A 15,320-nucleotide genomic window follows, 5' to 3' on the forward strand; every position below is an offset into this window, starting at 1 on the left:
ATGGAACCTTTAAAAACGCATACCGGAAAAGCGGCCGTCTTAAACCGGATCAATGTTGACACCGACCAGATTATTCCGAAACAGTTTCTGAAAAGAATTGAAAGAACCGGATACGGCAGATTCGCGTTTTTTGATTGGAGATACCTTGAGAACGGTGAGCCTGATCCTGAATTTGAATTAAACCGCAAAGTCTATGAAGGCGCGTCCATATTAATTGCCGGAGAGAATTTCGGCTGCGGATCATCCCGTGAGCATGCTCCTTGGGCGCTGGATGATTACGGATTCAAAATCATCATTGCTCCGTCATTTGCCGATATTTTTCATCAAAACTGTTTTAAAAACGGAATGCTTCCTATCCGTATGCCGTATGATCAATGGAAAAAACTTGCCGGTCAATATGAAAATCAGTCTCTTCACATGACGGTTGATTTGGAAAACCAGCTCATCCATGACAGTGAAGGAAGAGAAATTTCATTTGAAGTCGATCCGCACTGGAAGGAAATGCTGATTAACGGCTATGACGAAATTTCATTAACGCTCCTGCTGGAGGACGACATTCAGCAGTTTGAATCGAAAAGAAGTTCTTGGCTTCAAGCCTGAAAAAAGCCGCCCGGGATTTATCCGGCGGCTTTTTTTTCCATGTGCGTCATCCTTTCTTGTGTTTCATGACGCGTGTTGATACACTTGAACAAAATAAGCGCCTGAAAGGAAATAGAGTATGACGCATGACAAGAAAAAAGCTGATATCATTCCTTTCCCCCGTCTGAAAGAACGCTTGGTTGATAAAGGGATGGCCGCCATGAAGGATAAACAGTACCAGGAGGCCCTCGAACTGTTTTCAGAGGCGGTAAGCCACGGTGATACCGAGTCCGACGTCCATTTAGGCATGGCGATTTGTTTTCTGGAGCTCGGGGAATTGGAAGAAGCAAAACAAGTTTGTGAGAAAATGCTGAACGAAGGGTACGGCCATTATTTTACCGTGCTGCAGGTGTACATGACCATTTTGATTCAGCTGAAACAATATGAAGAAGTCAAAAGCACAATTGAAGCTGTGCTGGAAGAAAACCAGCTCCCCGCAGAAAGTGCGGAGCAATTCTATCGGCTGCTCGAATTCAGCCGCAAAATGACCGATCCCGATCAGCAGGACGAGGTGTGGGAGGAGGAATATGAAGACGTTCTTGATGCGGAAAAAGTGCTGAACAGCCCCGCTGAACAAATGAACCTGATCCATTCTCTCAAAGACCGCAATATTGCGAAATACACGGGTCTGTTAAAAACGATTCTGCAAGATCCGGGCGCACATCCGCTGATCAAGACGATGATTTTGACGCTGATGGCAGAGCACGATTACAGCAAACCGGTCCATATTACAAAATTCGGCGATTCAATGACCGCGATACCGAGTGAAACCGTTCAGCCTGATGCGGCGCCGATTTTGCACCGCGTTCTCCGGGTGCTTGATGAAACGCTGGGCAATGAAAACCCTACATTATACGCCGCCGTTGAGGAACTGTGGAGAAGGCATCTGTACGTCCTGCACCCTTTTATGCCGAAGCTTTTGAACGCTGATTTATGGGCTGCGGCGCTTCATAAGGTCGGTTACGAGATGCACGGCATTGACATTGAGCCGGAGGAACTTCATATGATGTACGAGTTTGACAGCCGCGAACTCGAAGAAGCCTGCACGATGATTAAGGATATTGAAGAAATTTCTTATTTGTAAATCACGCCATATAGTTGAAAGCGATAGGCGTTATGTTATAATATAGTGGTTGTATTTATGTATAGCGGTTTAACTGAAATGAGAATTACGGTTGGACAGGCTGCCAGTTCATTACATAATGATTCTGATTCAAAGCGGTTTTTTCTTTGACAAAGCCGCGGATTGCTTTAGAATGGAAGACCGACACAACCTGAATAGATTTTTGGAGGGAAATACATGTCTGTAAAATGGGAAAAACAAGAAGGCAACGAAGGCGTATTAACGGTTGAAGTTGATGCGGAAACGTTCAAAACAGCTCTTGATGATGCATTTAAAAAAGTAGTAAAACAGGTTTCTATTCCTGGATTCCGCAAAGGGAAAGTTCCACGCGGTTTATTCGAACAGCGTTTCGGCGTTGAAGCTCTTTACCAGGATGCTTTAGATATTTTACTTCCTGTAGAATACCCTAAAGCGGTTGAAGAAGCCGGCATTGAGCCTGTAGACCGTCCTGAAATCGATGTTGAAAAAATCGAAAAAGGCGAAAGCTTAATTTTCACTGCAAAAGTGACTGTAAAACCGGAAGTGAAACTTGGCGACTACAAAGGCTTAGGAATCGAAAAAGATGACACTGCCGTTACTGACGAAGACGTACAAAACGAACTTAAAGCGCTTCAGGAGCGTCAGGCTGAGCTTGTCGTAAAAGAAGAAGGCGCTGTTGAAAACGGCGATACAGTCGTTCTTGACTTCGAAGGTTTTGTTGACGGAGAAGCATTTGAAGGCGGAAAAGCTGAGAACTACTCACTTGAAGTAGGATCAGGTTCATTCATCCCGGGCTTCGAAGAGCAGCTGACTGGTCTTGAAGCAGGAGCTGAAAAGGATGTTGAAGTAACATTCCCTGAAGAGTACCACGCTGAAGATCTTGCAGGCAAACCAGCTGTCTTCAAAGTGAAAATTCATGAAATCAAAGCGAAAGAGCTTCCTGAGCTTAACGACGAATTCGCAAAAGACATTGACGAAGAAGTTGAAACGCTTGCTGAATTAACTGAGAAAACAAAAAAACGCCTTGAAGAAGCGAAAGAAAACGAAGCTGACGCTAAATTGCGTGAAGAGCTTGTGCTGAAAGCATCTGAAAATGCTGAAGCTGATGTTCCTCAAGCGATGATCGACACTGAGCTTGACCGCATGCTGAAAGAATTCGAACAGCGTCTGCAAATGCAAGGCATGAACCTTGAGCTTTACACTCAATTCTCAGGTCAAGATGAAAACGCGTTAAAAGAGCAAATGAAAGAAGATGCCGCAAAACGCGTAAAATCAAACCTGACTCTTGAAGCGATCGCTCAAGCTGAAAACCTTGAAGTGACTGACGAAGAAGTTGAAGCTGAGCTCACTAAAATGGCTGAAGCATACAACATGCCGGTTGAAAACATCAAGCAGGCAATCGGTTCAACTGACGCGATGAAAGAAGATTTAAAAGTTCGAAAAGCAATTGATTTTCTTGTAGAAAACCGTTAATATGGTTCATAATAATAGACATAATGAAACAGGGCGCGATTATTTCGTGCCTTGTTTTGTACAATTATGATATAACTCTTTTTCTTGGGGCAAGATAGTCATTGCCGGGCTGTTTTTTGTCATACATATAGAATGTGCAAGCGCGAAACACATTGTTACCGTCTTACTGGAAAGTATGGTAAAATGCAATACATACTCGATCGTAGCAAGAACCGTTTTCTTTTGCCCTTCAGGTAAAAGAAAAAGTGAGACAAGATTAAGGGGTGAAAGAATGTTTAAATTCAACGAGGAAAAAGGACAATTAAAATGCTCGTTCTGCGGAAAAACGCAAGATCAGGTTCGTAAGCTGGTTGCAGGACCGGGTGTATATATATGCGACGAATGCATTGAGCTCTGTACAGAAATCGTAGAGGAAGAGCTTGGTACAGAAGAAGAAGTCGAATTTAAAGACGTTCCGAAGCCGCATGAAATCCGTGAGATTCTGAATGAATATGTCATCGGACAGGATCAGGCGAAGAAATCACTTGCGGTTGCGGTATACAACCATTACAAACGCATCAACTCCAACAGTAAAGTGGATGATGTCGAGCTTTCTAAAAGTAATATTTCATTAATCGGGCCGACTGGAAGCGGGAAAACACTTCTCGCCCAGACGCTTGCGCGTATTCTGAACGTTCCGTTTGCGATCGCGGACGCTACATCTCTGACTGAAGCCGGATATGTCGGTGAGGACGTAGAAAACATCCTCCTCAAGCTGATTCAGGCTGCAGACTATGATGTGGAAAAAGCAGAAAAAGGCATTATTTATATCGATGAAATCGATAAAGTAGCGCGAAAATCTGAAAACCCGTCCATTACACGCGACGTATCAGGCGAAGGCGTTCAGCAGGCGCTGCTGAAAATTCTTGAAGGAACGGTTGCAAGCGTGCCGCCTCAAGGAGGACGCAAACATCCTCATCAGGAATTCATTCAGATCGATACGACGAACATTCTGTTCATTTGCGGCGGTGCATTTGACGGCATTGAACAAATCATCAAACGCCGTCTCGGACAAAAAGTCATCGGTTTCGGCTCAGATAATAAAGCGGCAGACCTGGAAAAAGAAGAACTGCTTTCTAAAGTTCTTCCGGAAGACTTGCTCCGTTTCGGTCTGATTCCTGAATTCATCGGCCGTCTTCCTGTTATTGCAAGCCTTGAGCAGCTTGATGAAACGGCACTGGTTGAAATTCTGACTAAACCTAAAAACGCACTCGTCAAACAATACAAGAAAATGTTAGAACTTGATGATGTCGAGCTTGAATTTGAAGGCGAGGCATTATCTGAAATTGCGAAAAAAGCGATCGAGCGTAAAACAGGCGCACGCGGCCTGCGTTCTATCATTGAAGGTATCATGCTTGACGTTATGTTTGATCTGCCGTCCCGTGATGATATTGAAAAATGTGTCATTACCGGAGCGACAGTCGCAGACGGTGAAGCGCCTCGTCTTGTATTAAAAGACGGCACAGTTGTCGGCCAAGATAAAACATCAGCATAACATGACAAAACCTCCTGACTCGAATTGATCAGGAGGTTTTTTTTCTTGTCCTGACCCTTCTGAAAATGTTTATTCCGGGCTTTGCTGGGAGATACTAGCGGACAGAGGAATGAATTGGATACATAAATCGTTTTCAGGAGGGACCAGCATGAGTTGGACAGGGATCGCATTATTTGTACAGCTGTTTTTCGGGATAGTCATCGGATTATATTTTTGGAATCTGCTCAAAAACCAGCGTACACAAAAAGTGACGATAGATAAAGAATCAAAAAAAGAAATGGAACAGCTTCGCAAAATGCGCGCCATCAGTTTGTCAGAACCTTTATCAGAAAAGGTGCGGCCGAAAAGCTTTCAGGATATTGTCGGCCAGGAGGATGGGATTAAAGCGTTAAAAGCTGCGCTTTGCGGTCCGAATCCGCAGCACGTGATCATTTACGGGCCTCCCGGAGTCGGCAAAACGGCTGCGGCGCGTCTGGTATTGGAAGAAGCGAAAAAGCATAAACAGTCACCATTTCAAAATCAGGCCGTTTTTGTTGAGCTTGATGCGACGACTGCGCGATTTGATGAACGGGGTATTGCCGATCCGCTTATCGGTTCGGTGCATGATCCGATTTATCAGGGAGCGGGAGCGATGGGTCAGGCGGGCATTCCGCAGCCGAAGCAGGGGGCTGTGACTCATGCGCACGGCGGTGTACTATTTATTGATGAAATCGGTGAGCTTCATCCGATTCAGATGAATAAAATGCTGAAGGTGCTTGAAGATCGGAAAGTCTTTTTAGACAGTGCGTATTACAGTGAGGAAAATACGCAAATCCCGAATCATATTCATGATATTTTTCAAAACGGGCTTCCCGCGGATTTCCGCTTGATCGGAGCGACGACGAGAATGCCGACTGAAATTCCGCCCGCCATCCGTTCGCGCTGTCTTGAAGTGTTTTTCCGTGAGCTGGAAAAGGATGAGCTTAAGACCGTAGCGAAAAAAGCGGCCGACAAAATTCAGAAAGAGATTTCTGATGAGGCTCTCGGTGTCCTGACCGCATATACGAGAAACGGCCGTGAAGCCGTCAATATGATCCAGATTGCTGCCGGTATGGCGGTAACCGAAGACAGAAACGAAATTACGACAGAAGATATAGAATGGGTTGTTCATTCAAGTCAGCTCACACCTAAAAATGAGCAGAAAATCGCCGATGAACCGCAAGTCGGCATCGTGAACGGACTTGCCGTATACGGGCCGAACAGCGGCGCATTGCTGGAAATCGAAGTGAATGTCACGCCTGCACAGGACAAAGGAAGCCTGAATATTACGGGGATTGCAGAGGAAGAGAGCATCGGCAGCCAATCGAAGTCGATCCGCCGCAAAAGCATGGCGAAGGGATCGGTGGAAAATGTTCTGACGGTTCTTCGCACAATGGGCATCAAACCTTCGGACTATGACATTCATGTCAATTTTCCGGGCGGAGGCCCGATTGACGGACCGTCAGCGGGTATCGCGATGGCCGCGGGGATTTTTTCCGCGATTCACCGCATCCCTATCGACCATACGGTGGCGATGACGGGAGAGATCAGCCTGACGGGCCTTGTCAAACCGATCGGCGGCGTCATTCCGAAAATTAAAGCCGCAAAACAGGCTGGAGCTAAAACCGTCATTATCCCTTACGAAAATCAGCAGTCCATTCTGAAACGAATAGACGGAATCACCATTAAAGCGGTAAAAACGTTCCAGGAAGTACTTGACGTCATATTGGTTGATCCACCTTCAGAACAAAAACCGTTTGATATCCAAATGAATAAAGAATCCGTATAAACCCCATTTTTATAATGGGGTTTTTTTATGGAGGACATCTTTTCCTTTTTCAGAACAGAAAGAAAGGGTATACTACGAAGAGACTGTTTTATATACTGGGCAGGCGGTAAGCCGATTAAAGCCCGATCCCGGAATTGTACAACGATGAAAAAGTTGTATTATAATGGTTCATACTAAAGTCACGGAGGTGTCAGTCATATGGCAGAAGATACAAAACGCAGCATCCCGCTCCTCCCTTTAAGAGGTTTATTGGTATACCCGACGATGGTTTTACATTTAGATGTAGGCCGGGACAAGTCGGTTCAGGCTCTTGAACAGGCAATGATGCATGATCATATGATTTTTTTAGCCACTCAGCAGGATATTTCGATAGACGAACCGGGTGAAGACGACATTTTCACCGTCGGCACTTATACAAAAATCAAACAGATGCTGAAGCTGCCCAACGGTACGATCAGAGTGCTTGTAGAAGGTATTCAGCGGGCGCAAATCCTTGAATACACCGAACTAGAAGATTATACTTCGGTCGATATACAGCTGATGCATGAGGACGATTCGAAAGACGTAGAAGATGAGGCGCTTATGCGGACGCTGCTGGACCATTTTGACCAGTACATAAAAATTTCAAAAAAAATCTCCGCAGAAACGTATGCGGCTGTGACTGATATTGAAGAGCCCGGCAGAATGGCGGACATCGTCGCTTCTCATCTCCCGCTGAAATTAAAGGACAAGCAGGACATTTTAGAGACGGCGGATATTAAAGAACGTCTGAATAAGGTCATCCGTTCGATTAATAATGAAAAAGAAGTGCTGGAGATTGAGAAAAAAATCGGCCAGCGCGTCAAACGTTCGATGGAGCGCACCCAAAAAGAATACTACTTGCGTGAACAGATGAAAGCCATCCAAAAGGAACTTGGCGACAAAGAAGGCAAAACCGGCGAAGTTCAGTCGCTCACGGAAAAGATAGAAGAAGCGGGCATGCCTGAGCGTGTCAAAGAAACGGCGCTTAAGGAATTGAGCCGTTACGAAAAAGTGCCGTCAAGCTCAGCGGAAAGCTCTGTTATCCGCAACTATATTGACTGGCTCATCGCCCTGCCGTGGTCGGACGAAACAGAAGATAAACTGGATATTAAAAAAGCCGGAGAAATCTTAGACAAAGAGCATCACGGTTTAGAGAAAGTGAAAGAACGGATACTGGAGTATCTGGCCGTGAAACAGCTGACGAAAACGCTGAAAGGGCCGATTCTTTGTCTGGCCGGACCACCGGGAGTCGGAAAAACATCTCTTGCAAAATCAATCAGTACGAGCATGGGACGCCGTTTTGTGAGAATTTCACTGGGCGGAGTGCGCGATGAATCTGAAATCCGCGGCCACCGGCGTACATACGTCGGAGCGATGCCGGGCCGGATTATCCAGGGAATGAAAAAAGCCGGCAAACAAAATCCGGTCTTTCTCCTCGATGAGATTGATAAAATGTCATCTGATTTCAGAGGCGATCCGTCTTCGGCGATGCTTGAGGTGCTGGATCCGGAACAAAACAGCACATTCAGCGACCACTATATTGAAGAGACGTTCGATTTATCGAAAGTGCTTTTTATCGCGACTGCGAATAACCTTGGTTCCATACCGGGCCCTCTCAGAGACAGAATGGAGATTATCAGCCTGTCAGGCTATACTGAGAATGAAAAGCTGGAGATCGTAAAGGACCACCTGCTTCCGAAACAGATTAAAGAGCACGGGCTCACAAAGAGCAGCCTGCAGATTCGGGATCAGGCCATTACCGATATCATCCGCTACTATACGAGGGAAGCCGGCGTGAGAACGCTTGAACGCCAGATTGCCGCCATTTGCCGAAAGGCTGCAAAGGCCATTGTTTCTGAAGAGAGAAAACGCATTACCGTTACAGAGAAAAATCTGCCCGACTATCTCGGAAAACGGATGTTCAGATACGGACAGGCGGAAACCGAGGATCAAGTCGGAGTTGTCACGGGTCTGGCGTACACGACGGTCGGCGGAGATACGCTTTCAATCGAAGTGTCACTGTCACCGGGAAAAGGAAAGCTGATTCTGACCGGGAAGCTCGGAGATGTCATGCGGGAATCCGCGCAGGCCGCTTTCAGTTATGTCCGCTCGAAAACGGAGCAGCTCGGTATCGACCCGAAATTCCATGAGAAGTATGACATTCATATCCATGTCCCTGAAGGAGCGGTGCCTAAAGACGGCCCTTCTGCGGGAATTACGATGGCTACTGCGCTCGTATCGGCATTAACGGACCGTGCGGTAAAACGCGAAGTCGGTATGACCGGGGAAATCACGCTGCGGGGCCGCGTGCTTCCGATCGGCGGACTGAAAGAAAAGGCGCTCGGCGCGCACAGAGCGGGCCTGACCACGATTATTGCGCCTAAAGATAACGAAAAAGATATAGAGGATATTCCTGAAAGCGTCAGAGAAGGGCTGAAATTTATATTTGTGTCTCATCTCGATGACGTTTTGGAACATGCCTTAGTAGGAGAGAAGAAATGAAAGTCACAAAGTCAGAAATCGTGATCAGTGCGGTCAAACCTGAGCAGTACCCTAATGGGGGGCTTCCGGAAATCGCGCTGGCGGGAAGATCGAATGTAGGAAAATCATCTTTTATCAATTCACTAATCAATCGGAAAAACCTGGCCAGAACGTCATCAAAACCGGGGAAAACACAAACCTTAAACTTTTACATCATCAATGATGAATTGCATTTTGTCGACGTTCCCGGGTACGGGTTTGCGAAAGTTTCTAAAAGCGAGCGGGAAGCATGGGGGAGAATGATTGAAACTTATATGACGACCCGTGAAGAGCTGAAAGCCTGCGTGCAGATTGTCGACCTCAGACACGCGCCGTCTGCTGAAGACGTGAACATGTATGAATTCCTGAAGTATTACGGCATTCCCGTCATCGTCATTGCAACAAAAGCGGATAAAATTCCAAAAGGAAAATGGGACAAGCACTTAAAGGTTGTCAAGCAGACGCTTGATATGGACCCTGAAGATGAGCTGATTTTATTTTCCTCTGAAACAAAAAAAGGCAAAGATGAGGCGTGGGGAGCCATTAAAAAAATGATCAGCCGGTAATGAAAAACCCAAAACGCAGTGCGTTTTGGGTTTTATCGTATAGTTTTGTTCCGCTTGATAAACAATAATAAAAGGCTGATTCCGATGAAAACATACGGCCAGTATGTTTTGAAATGTTCGGTCGGAATGTGGACGGACTCCAGCCACGCCGTAATTTGTTTAAAGAAGTATAAAAAGAGGGAAAAACCAATCATGACAGCCGCTTCGTATACATATTCTTTTCTGGCAGCCGCAAATAAGGAGAACCCGAATACAAAGAGCAGCATTTCAAAATCTCCCGGCCACCATGAGAGCTCAGGTTTGGCGAAAAAATGCAAACCTATACCGAACAGAAGCATGCCGATTAGGACGTGAGATCCCGCAGTTTCCTTTTTGCCCTGATACAAGAGTACGCCGCCCAAAAGCATAAGGAGCACCGGCCATTCTCCCTGATTTGCAAACAGGTGAACCTGTCCGCTCTGAAGCCAAGCGAATAAGGAAGCGGCAAGCAGAAGTCCTGGTAATAAAATTGATGTTTTTTTCATCCTGTCACCTACCCGCAGTAAAGGATTTTTAGTATGATGATTACAGAGGAAACGAAGCTTTTTATACTATAGCATAACATGTTTGAAATCTGTTCACATTTTCACGAAGAAACTATGTTATAATTATTATAAATAATAAATTCTATGTTAGAATGATTATAAATAATTTGTGATATACGGGGGTGCATGAAAGGCTATGCATATTCTTGTTGTGGGAGTAGATTATAAATCCGCCCCTATTGAAATACGCGAAAAAATAAGTTTTCAGCCGGATGAGCTTGCAGAAGCGATGCTCCGTTTAAAAGAAGAAAAAAGCGTTCTTGAAAACATTATCGTGTCAACCTGCAACCGCACTGAAATATATGCGGTGGTCGACCAGCTTCATACCGGCCGTTATTATATAAAGACATTTTTATCCGAATGGTTTTCTCTGCCGAAAGAAGAGCTGTCTCCGTTTCTGAAATTTTATGAGAGCGACGCGGCGATTGAGCATTTATTCCGAGTGGCCTGCGGTTTGGATTCCATGGTCATCGGAGAAACGCAAATCCTCGGCCAGGTCCGCTCGAGCTTTAAAACGGCGCAGACAGAAAAGACAATCGGCACCATTTTCAATGAGCTGTTTAAACAGGCGGTGACCGTCGGTAAACGCACGCATGCTGAAACCGATATCGGCGCCAATGCCGTATCCGTCAGTTACGCGGCCGTTGAACTCGCGAAAAAAATCTTCGGCTCTCTGTCAAATAAGCACATTTTGATTCTCGGTGCGGGAAAAATGGGCGAGCTTGCCGCAGAAAACCTGCACGGCCAGGGCATAGGAAAAGTAACGGTTATCAACAGAACGTTTTTAAAGGCAAAAGAACTTGCTGACCGTTTTTCCGGAGAAGCGCGCAGCTTAAACCAGCTTGAACATGCACTTGCTGAAGCTGATATTTTAATCAGCTCGACAGGCGCAAGTGATTTTGTCGTGTCTAAAGATATGATGGAGAGAGCGGGCAGACAGCGGAAGGGCCGCCCGTTATTTATGGTGGATATCGCTGTTCCGAGAGACCTTGACCCTGCGCTGAACGATCTTGAAGGTGTTTTTCTGTACGATATTGACGACCTTGAAGGAATCGTTGAAGCCAACTTACAAGAACGCCGTGAAACCGCTGAAAAAGTCGAGCTGTTCATTGAAGCGGCAATTGTTGAGTTTAAGCAGTGGCTTAATACGCTCGGCGTTGTGCCGGTCATTTCGGCGCTTCGTGAAAAGGCGCTGTCTATCCAGTCCGATACGATGCAGAGCATTGAGCGCAAGCTGCCTCATCTGACGGTAAGAGAGAAAAAGCTTCTCAGCAAACATACGAAGAGCATCATTAACCAAATGCTGCGCGATCCGATTCTGAAAGCGAAAGAGCTTGCGGCTGAAGCGGATTCTGAGGAAAAACTGAAGCTGTTTATGCAGATTTTCGATATTGAGGATGAAGCCGGCCGTCAGCTGGACAAAAGCCTGGATAACCGCCAGACGGTTCATTCGCTTCAAAAGGCAGAAACAAAAACGGGCTTGCGTCCGCTTGTAAGTGAGTGAGCGCTGTATGATTGATACAGCAATGGCAAGGCTTAATGAAGCGACAATTGTGATTTACGCAATAAGCGTCCTTTTTTACTTTATAGATTTTCTTCAACACAACCGGAAGGCTGGGAAAATGGCCTTCTGGTTGCTTTCTATTGTCTGGACTCTGCAAACCGTCTATCTTTCTTACTTTATGTGGCAGACGGGCAGATTTCCGGTCTTAAATATTACAGAGGCCCTTTACTTTTATGCGTGGGTGCTTGTCACGCTCTCACTTGTTGTCACGCAGATCCTGCGGGTTGATTTTATCGTGTTTTTCACGAATGTCATCGGTTTCTCGATGATTGCGATCCATACATTTTCACCGACGGATCAGCATTCGGCCGCCTTTTCCGGCCAGCTGGTCTCAGAGCTTTTGGTCATTCATATTACAATGGCGATTCTCTCATACGGCGCATTTTCCCTTTCTTTTGTCTTTTCGCTTCTTTATCAGTTTCAATATTCTTTATTAAAGAAGAAAAAATGGGGAAAATGGCTGTTGAGAATTGAAGATTTGTCAAAACTTGATTATATGGCTTACGTTTTAAATGTTATCGGGGTCCCGATGCTGCTGTTAAGCCTGATATTAGGCGTGATCTGGGCGTATGTGTCTCTGGAAACGCTGTACTGGTTTGATTCAAAAGTGCTCGGCTCGTTTATTGTGCTGCTTTTATACAGCTACTATTTATATATCAGAATGATTAAGGAACTGCAGGGAAAAGTGGCGGCGTTATGGAATTCAGCATGTTTTCTCGTGCTGATGATTAATTACTTCCTGCTCGGAAGCCTGTCGCAATTCCATTGGTTCAGTTAACGTCACGCGCCCAAACAGATTCGGGAGGAAAGAAAATGAGAACGATTAAGGTAGGTTCCAGACGGAGCAAGCTGGCTATGACCCAGACAAAATGGGTGATTAACAAACTGAAGGAATTGAATCCTTCCTATAACTTTGAAATCCGGGAGATTGTCACAAAAGGCGACCGCATCCTCGATGTCACACTGTCAAAAGTGGGCGGCAAAGGTTTGTTTGTCAAAGAGATTGAACAGGCGCTGCTGCATCAGGAGATTGATATGGCGGTCCACAGCATGAAAGACATGCCCGCTGTTTTGCCTGAGGGTCTTGTCATCGGCTGCATACCGAAACGTGAGGATCCGCGTGATGCGCTGATTTCGAAAGGGCATCAAAAGCTGGACGACATAAAAGAAGGCGGCATTATCGGCACCAGCAGTTTAAGAAGAAGCGCCCAGATTCTTGCTGAGCGTCCTGATCTTACTATTAAGTGGATCAGAGGAAACATAGATACGAGACTTCAAAAGCTTGAGACGGAGGATTACGATGCGATTATTTTAGCTGCTGCGGGTCTTTCAAGAATGGGCTGGAAAGATGATGTCGTATCTGAATTCCTCGAACCGGACCGCTGTCTGCCTGCGGTCGGCCAAGGCGCTCTTGCCATTGAATGCAGAGAGTCGGATGAGGAGCTTTTGAAGCTGTTTGCGCAATTCACCGATGAGTATACGCAGCGCACGGTGGCAGCCGAACGGGCTTTCTTACACGCGATGGAAGGCGGCTGCCAGGTGCCGATTGCCGGGTATGCGTCCGTCAATGACAGGGCTGAAGTTGAGCTGGTCGGTCTGGTTGCGTCTCCGGACGGAAAGACGATTTATAAAGAAACAGCGGCGGGACATGATCCGGAAGAAATCGGGAAACGCTGTGCGGCGATGATGTCTGAAAAAGGAGCCAAAGCCTTAATCGACAGTGTGAAACAGGAGCTCGATCAGGATGGCAAATGACCTTCCTTTACAAGGAAAGACCGTGCTTGTCACCCGGAACAAAAGACAGGCCGCTCCGTTTCGAAAAAAGGTGGAGGCGCTCGGCGGAACGGCTGTTTCCGCTTCGCTGATTGCTTTTCAGGAAGCGCTCCCGGATGAATGCGCGGAAAGTCTCCGGGAAGACCTTTCTGAGCCGGGATGGCTTGTGTTTACAAGCGTAAACGGTGTCCGGTTCTTTTTTTCCTACCTTGATCGGCACGGTCTTGCGCTTTCTGGACGGAAAAAAATCGCAGCTGTCGGTGAAAAGACTGCACGCGCTTTGAAAGAGCGGGGAGCCGGGACGGATGCGATGCCTGACGAGTATGTGGCCGAATGTCTGGCTGATACATTAAAACGGCACGCATCAGCTGCCGAACCCATTTCAGTGATAAAGGGCAATTTATCACGCGATGTCATAAAAGCGGAGCTTGAGCCGCTTGGCTATCAAATAAGGGAATGGGTGTTATACAATACCATTCAGGATGAAAAAGGCATGGACGAGCTGAGACAGGCTGCATCCCGCTCTCATTTTGATTTTATTACGTTTACCAGTTCATCGGCGGTGCATACGTTTATGCATGCAGTCGGAAACGGAGAAAAAGCGTGGGAAAACAGCGGTGCGAGCTATATCAGCATCGGCCCTTTAACAGAGAAAGCGCTATTGGAATACGGGATCTCATCCCATGTGCCGGACACTTATACGATTGAAGGCATGCTGGACGTCATGTGCAGCATGTCGGGAAAGGATAGATAATGATGAATCAAACATTTAACAGACACCGCCGTTTGCGCGCGAACGCTGCGATGAGAGATTTAGTAAGAGAAACACGTCTTCACCCTTCAGATTTTATTTACCCTCTATTTGTCGTTGAAGGGCTTGAAGGAAAAAAAGAAGTTCCTTCCATGCCGGGGGTTTACCATGTATCCCTTGATTTATTGAAGGATGAGATGGCTGAGCTGATATCACTCGGCATTAAATCGGTCATCGTTTTCGGCGTGCCTGAAGAAAAAGACGCCTGCGGAACCCAGGCTTTTCACGATCACGGCATTGTGCAAAAAGGGATTGCTGAAATTAAAAAGCATTATCCTGAAATGATCACCATCGCTGATACATGTCTCTGTGAATACACGGACCACGGCCATTGCGGCGTCGTGAGAGACGGAGAAATCCTCAATGACGAGTCGCTTGAACTGCTGGCTCAGACAGCCGTCAGCCAGGCTAAAGCAGGCGCTGACATCATCGCTCCTTCAAATATGATGGACGGTTTCGTCACAGTAATCAGAAAAGCGCTTGACAAAGAAGGGTTCACAAATATTCCGATCATGTCTTATGCAGTGAAATATTCAAGTGAATTTTACGGTCCGTTCCGCGACGCGGCTGACAGCACGCCGCAGTTCGGCGACCGAAAAACTTATCAGATGGATCCGGCCAACCGCCTGGAAGCGCTTCGTGAGGCAGAATCAGACGCCGCAGAAGGCGCTGACTTTTTAATCGTCAAACCGTCTATGTCATACTTAGATATTATGCGTGATGTGAAAAACCGCCATCACCTGCCGCTGGTCGCTTATAATGTGAGCGGGGAATATTCCATGGTGAAAGCTGCAGCCCAGAACGGCTGGATTAAAGAAAAAGAAATGGTGCTTGAAATTTTAACGAGCATGAAACGTGCAGGCGCTGATCTGATTATGACGTATCATGCAAAAGACGCAGCAAAATGGCTTGCTGAGTAACGATTT

The 15,320-nt window shown here is 46.3% G+C and carries 13 protein-coding genes; 12 read left to right on the forward strand and 1 reads right to left on the reverse strand.

Features of this window, described 5'->3' with window-relative positions; all coding sequences use genetic code 11:
- The 7 genes from leuD to yihA all read left to right on the forward strand — a co-directional run bounded on the left by leuD (position 1) and on the right by yihA (position 9,662).
- Entirely contained in the window at positions 1-600 is a 600-nt protein-coding gene (gene leuD / locus AUL54_RS17150; RefSeq protein WP_060964627.1) for a 3-isopropylmalate dehydratase small subunit, read from the forward strand.
- Positions 601-718: 118 nt separating this feature from the next.
- The gene (gene ddcA / locus AUL54_RS17155) at positions 719-1,723 is read left to right on the forward strand and encodes a DNA damage checkpoint antagonist DdcA (RefSeq protein WP_060964628.1); all 1,005 of its coding nucleotides are present in this window, start codon (positions 719-721) and stop codon (positions 1,721-1,723) included.
- A 216-nt stretch (positions 1,724-1,939) separates the two neighbouring features.
- Complete coding sequence (tig, locus tag AUL54_RS17160) at positions 1,940-3,214, forward strand: trigger factor (RefSeq protein WP_016938760.1); 1,275 nt, start codon at positions 1,940-1,942, stop codon at positions 3,212-3,214.
- A gap of 271 nt (positions 3,215-3,485) precedes the next feature.
- Positions 3,486-4,748 (forward strand): ATP-dependent protease ATP-binding subunit ClpX, encoded by a 1,263-nt coding sequence (clpX, locus tag AUL54_RS17165; RefSeq protein ID WP_060964629.1) that lies wholly within the window; start codon positions 3,486-3,488, stop codon positions 4,746-4,748.
- Between the two features lie 148 nt (positions 4,749-4,896).
- Entirely contained in the window at positions 4,897-6,555 is a 1,659-nt protein-coding gene (gene lonB, locus AUL54_RS17170; protein ID WP_060964630.1) for an ATP-dependent protease LonB, read from the forward strand.
- A 198-nt stretch (positions 6,556-6,753) separates the two neighbouring features.
- A complete protein-coding gene (gene lon, locus AUL54_RS17175; RefSeq protein WP_060964631.1) occupies positions 6,754-9,078 on the forward strand; it encodes an endopeptidase La in 2,325 nt (774 codons plus the stop codon).
- On the forward strand, positions 9,075-9,662 hold the full coding sequence (gene yihA, locus AUL54_RS17180) for a ribosome biogenesis GTP-binding protein YihA/YsxC (protein ID WP_007612895.1): 588 nt from the start codon (positions 9,075-9,077) through the stop codon (positions 9,660-9,662). Before lon ends, yihA begins: the two co-directional genes overlap by 4 nt.
- Before the next feature lie 32 nt (positions 9,663-9,694).
- On the opposite strand, the gene AUL54_RS17185 is transcribed toward yihA, so the two are convergent.
- Positions 9,695-10,186, reverse strand: coding sequence for a hypothetical protein (locus tag AUL54_RS17185; protein ID WP_060964632.1), 492 nt, complete (start codon positions 10,184-10,186; stop codon positions 9,695-9,697).
- 196 nt (positions 10,187-10,382) lie between these two features.
- Between AUL54_RS17185 and hemA the strand changes: the two genes are divergently transcribed.
- Genes hemA through hemB form a run of 5 tightly spaced genes read left to right on the forward strand, consistent with a single transcriptional unit; the run spans position 10,383 to position 15,314 of the window.
- Positions 10,383-11,750: a glutamyl-tRNA reductase gene (gene hemA, locus AUL54_RS17190; RefSeq protein WP_060964633.1), complete on the forward strand. Its 1,368-nt coding sequence runs from the start codon at positions 10,383-10,385 to the stop codon at positions 11,748-11,750.
- 7 nt (positions 11,751-11,757) lie between these two features.
- Positions 11,758-12,588 carry a cytochrome c biogenesis protein gene (locus tag AUL54_RS17195; RefSeq protein WP_060964634.1) on the forward strand — a complete coding sequence of 277 codons (831 nt, stop codon included), beginning with the start codon at positions 11,758-11,760 and terminating at the stop codon, positions 12,586-12,588.
- Positions 12,589-12,623: 35 nt separating this feature from the next.
- Positions 12,624-13,565 carry a hydroxymethylbilane synthase gene (gene hemC / locus AUL54_RS17200; protein WP_060964635.1) on the forward strand — a complete coding sequence of 314 codons (942 nt, stop codon included), beginning with the start codon at positions 12,624-12,626 and terminating at the stop codon, positions 13,563-13,565.
- Positions 13,555-14,337 carry a uroporphyrinogen-III synthase gene (locus AUL54_RS17205; RefSeq protein ID WP_060964636.1) on the forward strand — a complete coding sequence of 261 codons (783 nt, stop codon included), beginning with the start codon at positions 13,555-13,557 and terminating at the stop codon, positions 14,335-14,337. Before hemC ends, AUL54_RS17205 begins: the two co-directional genes overlap by 11 nt.
- Positions 14,338-14,339: 2 nt before the next feature.
- Complete coding sequence (hemB, locus tag AUL54_RS17210; protein ID WP_101605408.1) at positions 14,340-15,314, forward strand: porphobilinogen synthase; 975 nt, start codon at positions 14,340-14,342, stop codon at positions 15,312-15,314.
- The last annotated feature ends 6 nt before the right edge of the window (positions 15,315-15,320 follow it).

Source organism: Bacillus sp. SDLI1 (genome assembly GCF_001553895.1).
GTDB lineage: Bacteria > Bacillota > Bacilli > Bacillales > Bacillaceae > Bacillus > Bacillus siamensis.

What these genes read in the sequence shown, in the direction of transcription:
- hemB (WP_101605408.1), top strand. Translation starts at nt 14,340, where the DNA reads ATGAATCAAACATTTAACAGACACCGCCGTTTGCGCGCGAACGCTGCG.
- leuD (WP_060964627.1), top strand. Translation starts at nt 1, where the DNA reads ATGGAACCTTTAAAAACGCATACCGGAAAAGCGGCCGTCTTAAACCGG.
- lonB (WP_060964630.1), top strand. Translation starts at nt 4,897, where the DNA reads ATGAGTTGGACAGGGATCGCATTATTTGTACAGCTGTTTTTCGGGATA.
- hemC (WP_060964635.1), top strand. Translation starts at nt 12,624, where the DNA reads ATGAGAACGATTAAGGTAGGTTCCAGACGGAGCAAGCTGGCTATGACC.
- AUL54_RS17205 (WP_060964636.1), top strand. Translation starts at nt 13,555, where the DNA reads ATGGCAAATGACCTTCCTTTACAAGGAAAGACCGTGCTTGTCACCCGG.
- AUL54_RS17195 (WP_060964634.1), top strand. Translation starts at nt 11,758, where the DNA reads ATGATTGATACAGCAATGGCAAGGCTTAATGAAGCGACAATTGTGATT.
- clpX (WP_060964629.1), top strand. Translation starts at nt 3,486, where the DNA reads ATGTTTAAATTCAACGAGGAAAAAGGACAATTAAAATGCTCGTTCTGC.
- AUL54_RS17185 (WP_060964632.1), bottom strand. Translation starts at nt 10,186, where the DNA reads ATGAAAAAAACATCAATTTTATTACCAGGACTTCTGCTTGCCGCTTCC.
- hemA (WP_060964633.1), top strand. Translation starts at nt 10,383, where the DNA reads ATGCATATTCTTGTTGTGGGAGTAGATTATAAATCCGCCCCTATTGAA.
- tig (WP_016938760.1), top strand. Translation starts at nt 1,940, where the DNA reads ATGTCTGTAAAATGGGAAAAACAAGAAGGCAACGAAGGCGTATTAACG.
- lon (WP_060964631.1), top strand. Translation starts at nt 6,754, where the DNA reads ATGGCAGAAGATACAAAACGCAGCATCCCGCTCCTCCCTTTAAGAGGT.
- ddcA (WP_060964628.1), top strand. Translation starts at nt 719, where the DNA reads ATGACGCATGACAAGAAAAAAGCTGATATCATTCCTTTCCCCCGTCTG.
- yihA (WP_007612895.1), top strand. Translation starts at nt 9,075, where the DNA reads ATGAAAGTCACAAAGTCAGAAATCGTGATCAGTGCGGTCAAACCTGAG.